Source organism: Megasphaera sp. NM10 (assembly GCF_000417505.1).
GTDB classification, from domain to species: Bacteria; Bacillota; Negativicutes; order Veillonellales; family Megasphaeraceae; genus Megasphaera; species Megasphaera intestinihominis.
The window spans coordinates 45,368-56,388 of the sequence record NZ_APHY01000003.1; the positions used below are offsets into that span (position 1 = coordinate 45,368).

Consider the following 11,021-nt stretch of genomic DNA (forward strand, 5'->3'; position numbering starts at 1 on the left):
GTCACTGCCTTTCTTCGATGGATACGGTCGTACCGTCTTTGAGGCGGGCCAAGTTGGTTGTGGCGATGACGTCACCGTCATCGAGGCCGTCCGTGATTTCGATATAATCGTCGTTGCGCAGGCCCGTCGTGACCGTGCGGAGTTCAATCGTATCGTCAGGCCTGATGACGCAGACCTGAGCCTTCCCATCCTGTTCCGTCAAGGCGTCTTTGGGGATGAACAGGGTATCCGGTTTCTGCAGGACGTCGATGGACGACTGGGCGAACATGCCGCCGCGCAGCTTCGCGTCCGGCTGGGCCAGGGTGATGCGGACGACGTAGGTCTTGGTCGTATCGTCCATGGCCGGGCTGACGTAGGTAATATAGCCGTCGTAGTCCTGGGCTAGGGACTCGATGGATACGCTGACGGGCATCCCCTGCTGGATGGCGGCGACGTCGGCTTCGGACAGGGAACAGTCGATGTATACGCCGCTCGTATCGGTAATGGTCATGACTTTCGTGTTGGCCGCGGCCATGGCGCCGACTTCGGCGTTGCGGTAGGTGACGACGCCGGCCCGCGGGGCCCGCAGGGTCATGTCGTCGAGCTGCTGGGTCAGGCTGTCGACGGTATAGCCGGCTTTGGCCTGGGCGGCATATTTACTGGCCACACTGGCCGGGACGTCGCCGACATTCTGCGACTCCAGGTTGTCCAGGGCCGATTTGGCGACGATCAGGGCCTGATAGGCTGTATCCAGTTCCTGCTGGGAAATGGCGCCTTCGTTTTTCAGGACGGCATAGCGGTTGTAATTCATCTTGGCCGTGTCGTATTCGACTTCTGCTTTTTGCAGGTCTGAGCCGAATTGCGATTCCGCAGCCTTGGAATCGGCGACGGCCTGTTCCAGGGCTGCTTTATCCTGATTGAGGGTCAGGTTCGTGTCGACCGTATCCTGGATGAGCAGGACCTGGCCCGGCGCGACGACATCGCCGAGGTTGACGGCGACATCGGCGATTTTACCGGCGTATTTCGTGGAAATGTCGACCTGGGCGACGGGAACGGTCTGGCCGGACAGGGAAATCTTGCGCTTCATATCCTGGCGGGTCACGGTATACGCCGTGACCGATACGTTCTGGGCCGTGCCTTTTACTTTTGGGACGGCACTGGAATGGCTATAGAGATAAATGGCTATACAAGTCAGGAGAAAGATGAGGCCAAAGGCGATGGCCTTGGCCCGCGGGCTTTTTGGGAAATGGAAAGATGGCTGATTCATGGACAGGACTCCTATCGATGTGTTGTTTCTATCATAATGAGTCATTCTTTAAATAGCAACGATTTTTAGGAAATGCTTGCGAAAAATTTACGAAAACTTATATTTCGCCTTCTCTATAATACTATAATAGGGGATACCATCAGGAACCTGCGAAAGTTACGGGACTATGATATAATTTGGACATATGAATAGAAAGGATTGTGAAAGATATGCATGTCGATACACAGTTAGAAGCGGCTCTGCGGGCCCTCGACCATTGGCCTCGGTTCCGCCTGCGCCTTTTTTTTGAAGGCATCGTCGTCGGGATATTATCAGGAACGGTTATCAGCTTTTTTCGCTGGGGCCTGGAAATGGGGACGGTCTGGCGCCAATGGATCTATGCCAACGTCCTGGCCAGCGGCGGCGTACTCCTGAACCTGTCCTGGTTCGGCGTCTTATTGGCGGCGGCCCTGCTCTTATGGCGCCTGGGGATTTATGAACCCAATGCCGGCGGCAGCGGCATCCCCCAGGTAAAAGGCGTCATCTTGGGGGCCATCCGCATGCGCTGGCTGCGCATTCTCTGGGTCAAGCTCATCGGTGGCATCGTCGGCATCGGCCTGGGCCTGTCCCTGGGCCGCGAAGGGCCGTCCATCCAGATCGGCGCCGTGACGGCTCAGGGCCTGAGCCGGGCCTTGGGGCGGACGCGCATGGAAGAACGCTACCTCATCACGGCCGGTGCCAGTGCCGGTCTGGCGGCGGCCTTTAATGCGCCCTTGGCCGGCGTCATGTTCGCCCTGGAAGAACTGCACCGCAATTTTTCCGGCGTCGTCCTGGCGCCGTCCATGGCAGCGGCCCTGCTGGCGACCATGGTCAGCCGCTACGTCTTCGGCCGGGCGCCGGTCTTCCATTTCGGCATGCTGCCGCCGTTTCCCCTGCGCTACATGTGGCTCGTGGTCATTCTGGGAATCATTATTGGCTTGGCCGGCGTCGTCTTCAACAAGGGTTTGCTGAATATTCATTATTTCTATGATTTACCTGTCTTTCGCAATAATTATATGCGCATTGCCTTTGCCTTGTGCATGGCCGGCATCTTGGGCTATGTCTTCCCGGAAGTCCTGGGCGGCGGCAACGACCTGGTCAACAGCCTCTATACCCTGCCCTTATCGCTGAAACTCTTTGCCGGCCTTCTCATCGGGAAGTTCCTCTTCACCCTGGTCAGCTATGGCTGCGGCGTCCCTGGCGGCTTTTTCCTGCCCATGCTGGTCCTGGGCGCGCTGACAGGCGGCATTACGGGCATCGTCTTTGTCCGCTTGGGACTCATTTCTTCGTATTACTTGTCCAACATCGTCGTCATCTCCATGGCCGCCTTTTTTGCGGCCTCTGTTCAGTCACCGGTGACGGGAACCATTCTCATCATGGAAATGACCAGCTCTTATGAGCACCTGCTTGTTCTCTGTACGGCGTCATTGGTCGCACTGGTCGTAGCTCAGCTCTGCCAGGGCGAACCGATTTATGAAGCTTTATTGCAGCGGAACCTGGCCAAGAATAAGCCCGTCTTATCGTCGGAAGAACGGCGTAATCTCCTGGAACTGACCGTATCCAGCGGCAGTCAGGCCGATGGGAAATATGTCGGCCGCATTGCCTGGCCGGCCCATACGGTCATCGTCGACATCAAGCGCGGCAGTGGAGATATCATCCTGATGACGATACGTGTCTGCGGGCAGGAGACTTCATTTACGTCCTCACCGATTCCATAGAAGGAGCTGAATCCATAAGAAATATTGTGGAGAAGACGAAGAGCTAAAATAGGTAAAAATGCATAATAATTATAAAAAACTAGTACCAGGTACTAAAAAATACATCTCGAAGTTGAGCATTAACGGACATACGCTGTTTAAACGGTGTACAGAATAAAGAATAAATACATCAAAAACATATTATAATTATTAATTTTTTTGACTTATAGTGGGAAGTTTGTTATAATTCAGGACGTACTTGATATTGTGTTCGTTCAAAGAGGTGGTTTTTTGAGAAATCGTATACTGATATTAATGACAACAATCTGCATGTTCGCATTTACATCCCTGGCTTGTGCTAGCGTTCAAATGGGTATGAGTGGCTCTGTCGTACAGAGCGTTCAATATATGCTTCAGGATACGGGCTATCTGTCCGGTAGTGCTGATGGTGATTTTGGTCCCTCGACAGAAGCTGCTGTCGAACAGTTCCAGGCTGACCACGGCCTCACGGCAGACGGCGTCGTCGGCTCCCAGACCATGGAAGCCCTGTCGGAAGCCAGTGGCCGTCCGATCCCTGAAGAATCGTCTTCGACGGAAGGCTATCAGCGTCGTCTTGTCATGGAAGCTACGGCTTACACCGCTGAAGATGGCGGCGGTGATGGCTACACGGCAACGGGACAGTATCTCCAGCGCGGCATGGTTGCCGTCGACCCCGATGTCATTCCCCTCGGCTCGCAGCTCTACATTGAAGGCTATGGCTATGCCGTAGCTGCCGATACGGGCGGAGCTATCGTCGGTGACCGCATCGACCTGGCCATGGATTCGACCAGCGAAGCCCTCGACTTCGGCCGTCGTGATGTCGTTGTCTATGTATTAGGTTAATACGAGCTTGTTTGATAAAAGAGGCGTCTTTATGTGACAGCCTCTTTTTTTTCGCCCCGTTTTGTGTTATCCTTAAATGGACATTATATAGTTATGGAATTCAGGGAGGCTATAACTGGATGAAAAATACTATTGCACTTATCCTCGCTGCCGGCAAGGGGACGCGTATGAAGTCGAAGTTCCCCAAGGTTTTGCACAAAGTCGGCGGCGTCCCGATGGTCGAACAGGTACTGCGGGCTGTCAAAGCAGCCGGGACGCAGCGCCAGGTCGTCGTCGTCGGGTTTGGCGGTGAAACGGTCCGGGATTACCTCGGTGATCAGGCCGAAACTGTCATGCAGAAAGAACAGCTCGGCACAGGCCATGCTGTCCTGCAGGCAGAACCGCTGCTCCAGGGGGAAGCTGGCACCCTCCTCGTAACCTGTGGCGATACGCCGCTGGTCACGAAGGAAACGTTTACAGCCCTTATCGACTGCCATGAACAGAGCGGCGCTGCAGCGACGGTCCTGACGGCACATATGCCGAATCCGACCGGTTACGGCCGCGTCATCCGCGATGAAAAAGGGCAGGTCGTCAAAATCGTCGAACAGAAAGACGGCACGCCGGAAGAACTGGCAGTCGACGAAGTAAACGCCGGCATTTACTGCTTTGATATGTCTCTCTTGTGGGATATGCTTCACAACGTCACCAATGACAACGCGCAAGGTGAATACTATCTGACCGATATCATCGGCATGCTCGTATCGGCAGGCAAAGTCGTCAGTGCCTTTGCTGCGCCGTCCTATGCGGAAACACTCGGTGTAAACTCGCGTCAGCAGATGGCCGAAGCCGAACGGGTCCTGCGCCAGCGTAAACTGGATGAACTCATGACCGATGGCGTTTCCATCATCGATCCGAATAACACCTATGTAGACACGACGGTCACCGTCGGCCGCGACACCGTCCTTTATCCGGGGACGATCCTCGAAGGCGATACGGTCATCGGCGAAGGCTGCCAGGTCGGCCCGTACGTCCGCATGACTAACGTCAAGATGGGCGATGACGACCATGTCCAGTTCATGTATGCTCATGACTGCGAAATCAAGAACGGCTGTGAAATCGGCCCGTTCGTCCATTTCCGGCCCAATACGGTCATCGGCAATCAGGTCAAAGTCGGCAACTATATGGAAGTCAAGAACTCCACCGTCGGCGATGGCACGAAACTGCCGCACCTCAGCTACATCGGCGACAGCGATGTCGGCAGTGGTGTCAATATCGGCTGCGGGACGATCACTGTCAATTACGACGGCAAGATCAAACACCGCACGATCATTGGCGACCATGCCTTCGTAGGCTGCAACAGCAACCTCGTCGCACCGGTCAAAGTCGGCGACTATGCCTATGTCGGCGCCGGTTCGACGATTACCAAAGATATTCCGGCCAAAGCCTTATCCGTTGCCCGGGCACGGCAGCGCAACATTGAAGGCTGGGTCAAGGAAGATACATATAAAAAATAACAATTAATCACTACTTATACAGGGAGGCTCACTATGAGTTACGAAGACGGGAAAAAGCTGAAGATTTTTACGGGGAATGCCAATCCGGAATTGGCCAGGGAAATTGCCGATTACCTCGGTTTGGAACTGGGCAAAGCCTTTGTTGGCAAATTCAACAACGGTGAAATCCAGGTCATGATCGACGAAAGTGTCCGCGGTAAGGACGTATTCGTCATCCAGCCGACTTGTCAGCCGGCCAATGACACCCTGATGGAACTGCTCATCATGCAGATGCCCTCAAACGCGCTTCGGCTAAACACATTACCGCCGTTGTTCCGTATTATGGTTATGCACGTCAGGACCGCAAGACCCGCGGCCGTGAACCGATTACATCCAAACTGGTTGCTGATTTGATGACGACAGCCGGCATTACCCGCGTCGTTACCATGGACTTGCATGCCGGCCAGATCCAGGGCTTCTTCGACATCCCTGTCGATCACCTCGGCTCGGCTTCCATCATTGCCAAATACATCAATCAGAAAAAAGAAGAAACGGATATGGGCGACATCGTCGTCGTATCTCCTGACCTCGGTGGCGTAACGCGTGCCCGCGATCTGGCTGACCGCGTCAATGCACCTATCGCCATCATCGAAAAACGCCGTCCCCGTCCGGGCGTTGCTGAAGTCATGAACATCATCGGCGACATCAAAGGCAAGACCTGCATCCTCGTCGACGATATCGTTGATACGGCTGGTTCCTTGTGCGGTGGCGCGAAAGCCCTGAAAGAAATGGGTGCTTCCCGTGTCTTCGCTGCCTGCGCTCACGCTGTCCTCACCGACCCGGCTGTCGAACGCATCCAGAAATCAGTCATTTCCGAACTGATCATCACCAATACCATTCCTTTGCCGCAGGAAAAACAGATCGATAAGATCAAAGTCCTTTCGGTCGCACCGCTCCTCGGCGAAGCTATCATGCGCATCTTCCACGACGTTTCCGTAAGCCGTCTCTTCGACAAATAAGGGACCTGTCGTGCATATGATCGTAGGCCTGGGCAATCCGGGCCGCCAATATGAAGAATCGAAACACAACACGGGTTTCCGTGTCGTCGATGAATTAGCCAAGCGCTGGAACGTGACCTTGTGGCAGGATAAGATGGACGCCCTTGTGGCCCAGACCACGGTGAACGGCGAAAAGATCATCCTGGTCAAGCCGCAGACGTACATGAATGAAAGCGGCCGCGCCGTCGGCCCGCTCATGCGCTGGTATAAAGTCGATCAGCCCGATGTCTACGTCGCCTATGACGATATGGACTTGGCCGTCGGCCGTCTGCGCATCCGCAAGAGCGGCAGCGATGGCGGACATAACGGCATCAAGAGCCTGTTTGCCAACGGCTGTACCGATTTCACCCGTTTCCGCGTTGGCATCGGCCGGCCCTTGCCGCACCATGACGTCGTCGACCACGTCCTGACTCCTTTCCCGGAAGAACTCCGTGAAGCCTACCAGCAGGGCATTGAAGACGCAGCGACAGCTATCGAAGGCTGCCTGAGCCTGGGCGTCGACAAAGGCATGAACCGCTATAATCCTAAAAAGAAGAAATGAGAAAAGAGGCTGTCATCTGACAGCCTCTTTTTGAGTAGTAAGTTTGCAGTCTGTAGTTTTTAGTGAATGGTTTTAAATTTAAAGGCCTTTATTCGTAGGGCCGTCCCAGAGGGCGGCCCGCCTGATTCCTTTAAAAGGAGGTCCCATGATCCAACAAGTTCATTCTCATCCCGATATATACCGTATCCGCGTCGATTTGCCTGACAATCCCCTGCAGTATCTCAACGCCTATGTCATCAAAGGAGTGTCTGGCAATCTAGTCATCGACACGGGCTTTAACCGTCCTGAATGTAAACGCGCCTTGTGCCAGGGTTTACAAGAACTGGACATCCGTTTACAATCTGATACGTCCCTGTTCATCACTCATCTCCACGCTGACCACAGCGGTCTCGTCGGCCTCTTTGCCCAGGCCGGCTGTCCTATTTACATGCATCCCGTCGATTACCAGTACCTCGTCGATTCCGAAGACGGTTCGACGTGGAAAGCGGCTGAAGATAACTTCATGCGCGAAGGCATGCCGCCGGCCGAAATCAAGACGCAGTTCTCCAATCAGGCCCGGACCTTTTCGCCAGACCCGCATTTCCCGGTGAACCCTGTCCATGACGGCGACTGCCTCCACCTGGCCGGCTGCGATTTACAGGTCATTCACACGCCGGGCCATACGCCGGGCCTGTGCTGCCTGTACCTGCCGAAAGAAGAAGTCTTCTTTACCAGTGACCACATCCTCTTCGACATTACGCCGAACATCCAGGTCTGGTATCATATGAAACAGGCCCTGCAACGCTATCTCGAAAGTTTACAGAAAGTGCGGGAACTCCCCGTCCGACTGGCTCTGCCGGGACACCGTGAAGGCGATACGTCCATTGCCGGCCGCATCGACGAAATCGTGGCCCATCACGACCGACGCCTGGCGGAAATCTGCCATCTGGCAGGGCTCTATCCGCACAGCACGGCCTACGACATCGCCCCACATATGACCTGGTCCATGCGCGGCAAGCAGTGGAAGGACTTTCCGCCGACGCAGAAATGGTTCGCCCTGGGGGAAACGCTGGCCCATATTGAATATCTCGTCGACCACGGTGTCCTGTGCTGCCGTGAAGAACAGGGCTGCCGCCATTATGATTTAGTAAGGACGGAAACATAAGTCCTCGAAGGAGGTTTTTATGAAATTCAGTCTGCCTGGTTTGCGTAATTGGATAATCGCTTTTTCGCTCCTGGTCTGTCCGGCCGGAGCAGCTGCTGCAGGAACGGCGGACTGGTCGTCTGCCGGCCGGTCTTTGGCAGCGACACAGGCTGGGACGGCTTCTTTTTATGAAATGGCGTCGGACCTTTTCTGGCGGCGCAGCATGATAATCGTTTCGCTTCTTATAAAGACTTGGCCGAACCATCAGAAGATACGGGCTGGTGGGTCAAGACCGATTATCGCAGCTATACCTTTCCCGATTACGGCAGCCTGTCTTTCAGCCAGGACTACAGTGCGACCCTCATCGGTTATGATTCGCCGCATGCCATGGCCCGTTGGGGCGGGACCCTGCATCAGGGCGCTTTTTATACGATGAGCACGTCGAATGTATATACTAATGGTCAGGCAGGAAGCCAGCCCTATGGTGGCGGGTCTGACTCTATCAAGGAATATGGCGGCGGTTTTGCCATGGAATGGGGCGATAAGCACGACCGTCACGGTGATGCCGTCATCCGCCTGTCCCAGTTGCAGCATACTGTCTCTTATAGCGATGCCGATGGGAATAGCGATTTGGTCAACTACCGGAACTGGCTGATCGCTGCTGGTATACGCTATTATGAAACGCGTCTCTTGCCCAAGCAATTCTTTTGGGAACCCCAGGCCGGCCTGTCCCTGAGTTATGTCTTCCCTTACACGGTCAGCGGAGACGACGTGACCTATCGGTCCGGGAATAAACCCTATGTCACCGGACGCCTGGGCATTATGGCCGGCAAATCGTATAGCGTCAACGGCCATGCCGGCCTGCTCTATGGCCGCTTTGGCGTTCAGCGGGAAATGAATGGGACTACGACGGGCAGTCTCCATGGCGATGGCCAGGCACCCCAGACGGCCGATGTCGGTTCCAGCCATTACACCTGGTATGACATGACTTTTGGGACGTCCCTGTCTTTGGGGAAGGGGAATTCCGTCTGGGGCGAATTGACAAGGCGGTCCGGCTCCAATATGACGTCGACGTGGAGTGTAAACGGTGGACTGGTCCTCAAATGGGGCGGTGCCAGCCGGACGACGCGGGAACGGATGAAGGCCCTAAAGAAAGACCCGCACAGCATTGAGCTGGATATCAAGAAAAAATAATAAAGAATAATTATTCTCCATTATTAACAAGCGTACCGATTTAGTCTATAATGAGCACATAAAGAAAAATAATTATTAAGGGGCCAAGCCCCGAAGGAGGAACCCATATGAAACACGTAGAATTTTACCGTAACGATAAAGATGGCAGCGTTTTAGTATCTGTAGGCACGCAAGTACCGGAAAAACTCATCTATGCCGGCCAGGAATTGACTCATCTCGTCGCCGACACTGTCGATGCAGCTAAAGAAAAACACGTACCGGCTATCCAGAAAATCGATGGTCATCTGGAAGTCCACGTCGGCTCAGTGACACACCCGATGGAAGAAAAGCATTACATCGAATGGATTGCCCTTGTCGATGACAACGGCGTCGACATCCGTTACCTCAAACCAGGTGAAGAACCGAAGGCTGAATTTGAAACAGGCGATGCCGGCGAAGTCTATGCATACTGCAACCTCCACGGCCTGTGGAAGGAGTCGTTCGCTGTCAAAGAAGCGCCGTCCCTCGACGGGGCCACCTGCTCGCCGGAATTTGGCGGCTGCGTTATCCACGAATTATAAACCATAAAGAGGTCACGTCATGAACGTATACGATTTCACTGTCAAAGATATCCAGGGTCACGATGTATCCCTGAGCCAATATAAAGATAAAGTCCTGCTCATCGTCAATACGGCCAGCAAATGCGGCTTTACACCACAGTACGACGGCCTGGAAGCCTTATATCAGAAATATAAGGATAAAGGCCTGGTCATCCTCGGTTTCCCGTGCAACCAGTTCCTGGAACAGGACCCGGAAGATAACCAGCACATCGAACAGTTCTGCCGCCTCAACCATGGCGTCACCTTCCCGCTCTTTGCGAAAATCGACGTTCGCGGTGATCAGGCAGCTCCGCTTTATCAATACCTCACGGGAGCCGCGCCTTTTAAAGGCTACGAAACCGATAAAGAAAGCGGCCAGCTCATCCAGAAGGTCGTTTCCGAATACTATCCGGACAATGCCCAGGGCAACGGCATCAAATGGAATTTCACCAAATTTCTCATCAACCGGGACGGCAGCCAGGTCCAGCGCTTTGAACCCAGCACGACACCGGAAGAATTAGACCCAATCCTCGAAAAACTACTCCTCTCCTAATAAGAAAAGGGACTGTCGCACATGTGGCAGTCCCTTTTCTGTAGGGGCGCCACGTGGGGCGCCCGCTTCGGGATATGTATGATTTACTGCCCCGTTTGCTGGAAGAATTATCCCAATCCCTAACGGGCCGCTCACGTGGCATCCGTATTACAAACTATAAAACCATCTGCTAATCACGAACCACTAGCCGCTAACCACTTAAAAAGGGGACTGTCCAACCTTATGGGTACAGTATAAGCTGTGAACGTACTCCCGCCTATAGAGGCGGGAGCTTCCTGCTTCAACGAGAACAGCGCTACTGACTCCAAAGAGTTGCGGCGGCTTACACTCTCTCCACAGGCGTAGATTCCCGTGCGCCCCACGGTATTTTATGGATTACGTCAGGCAGATATCCGCCTGGCTTCTTCTCGGATATTGATGGCCGCGTTCTTATCGCGGTTATGGTGACTGCCACATTTAGGGCAATCCCATTCCCTTACAGATAAGTCCTTGGTTTCGTGGTTCTGATATCCGCAAACATGGCACAGCTGGCTGCTGGGATACCACTTGTCTATCTTGATAAGCTGTTTGCCTTGCCAAGCCAGTTTATACTCCAGCATGTTCGTGAACATATTCCAGCCATTGTCAGTTACGGATTTGCCAAAACTGAACTTGCCTGA

General features: G+C 53.9%; 9 protein-coding genes and 2 pseudogenes. 9 read left to right on the forward strand and 2 right to left on the reverse strand.

Going from position 1 to position 11,021, the window contains the following annotated elements; translation table 11 throughout:
- Position 1: 1 nt before the first annotated feature.
- Positions 2 to 1,246, reverse strand: a complete 1,245-nt coding sequence (locus tag NM10_RS00735) for an efflux RND transporter periplasmic adaptor subunit (protein WP_020309719.1) — start codon at positions 1,244 to 1,246, stop codon at positions 2 to 4.
- 209 nt (positions 1,247 to 1,455) lie between these two features.
- Here NM10_RS00735 and NM10_RS00740 point away from each other — a divergent pair.
- The 9 genes and pseudogenes from NM10_RS00740 (at position 1,456) to NM10_RS00780 (ending at position 10,362) form a co-directional block, all read left to right on the forward strand.
- Positions 1,456 to 3,029 (forward strand): annotated as a pseudogene (locus NM10_RS00740) (ClC family H(+)/Cl(-) exchange transporter).
- 247 nt (positions 3,030 to 3,276) lie between these two features.
- Positions 3,277 to 3,843 carry a peptidoglycan-binding protein gene (locus NM10_RS00745; RefSeq protein WP_192813529.1) on the forward strand — a complete coding sequence of 189 codons (567 nt, stop codon included), beginning with the start codon at positions 3,277 to 3,279 and terminating at the stop codon, positions 3,841 to 3,843.
- A 119-nt stretch (positions 3,844 to 3,962) separates the two neighbouring features.
- Complete coding sequence (gene glmU, locus NM10_RS00750) at positions 3,963 to 5,336, forward strand: bifunctional UDP-N-acetylglucosamine diphosphorylase/glucosamine-1-phosphate N-acetyltransferase GlmU (RefSeq protein ID WP_020309722.1); 1,374 nt, start codon at positions 3,963 to 3,965, stop codon at positions 5,334 to 5,336.
- A gap of 33 nt (positions 5,337 to 5,369) precedes the next feature.
- Positions 5,370 to 6,334, forward strand: a pseudogene (locus NM10_RS00755) (ribose-phosphate diphosphokinase).
- Positions 6,335 to 6,350: 16 nt separating this feature from the next.
- Positions 6,351 to 6,914, forward strand: a complete 564-nt coding sequence (pth, locus tag NM10_RS00760) for an aminoacyl-tRNA hydrolase (protein ID WP_020309723.1) — start codon at positions 6,351 to 6,353, stop codon at positions 6,912 to 6,914.
- Positions 6,915 to 7,059: 145 nt separating this feature from the next.
- Entirely contained in the window at positions 7,060 to 8,058 is a 999-nt protein-coding gene (locus NM10_RS00765) for an MBL fold metallo-hydrolase (RefSeq protein WP_020309724.1), read from the forward strand.
- A gap of 231 nt (positions 8,059 to 8,289) precedes the next feature.
- Positions 8,290 to 9,231, forward strand: a complete 942-nt coding sequence (locus NM10_RS00770; protein ID WP_020309725.1) for an autotransporter domain-containing protein — start codon at positions 8,290 to 8,292, stop codon at positions 9,229 to 9,231.
- A 107-nt stretch (positions 9,232 to 9,338) separates the two neighbouring features.
- Positions 9,339 to 9,791 carry a desulfoferrodoxin family protein gene (locus NM10_RS00775; RefSeq protein ID WP_014015231.1) on the forward strand — a complete coding sequence of 151 codons (453 nt, stop codon included), beginning with the start codon at positions 9,339 to 9,341 and terminating at the stop codon, positions 9,789 to 9,791.
- A 19-nt stretch (positions 9,792 to 9,810) separates the two neighbouring features.
- Entirely contained in the window at positions 9,811 to 10,362 is a 552-nt protein-coding gene (locus NM10_RS00780) for a glutathione peroxidase (RefSeq protein WP_020309726.1), read from the forward strand.
- A 380-nt stretch (positions 10,363 to 10,742) separates the two neighbouring features.
- Here NM10_RS00780 and NM10_RS00785 read toward each other — a convergent pair.
- Positions 10,743 to 11,021 (reverse strand): RNA-guided endonuclease TnpB family protein (locus NM10_RS00785; RefSeq protein ID WP_020309727.1); only part of this gene is annotated, 279 nt, incomplete at its 5' end.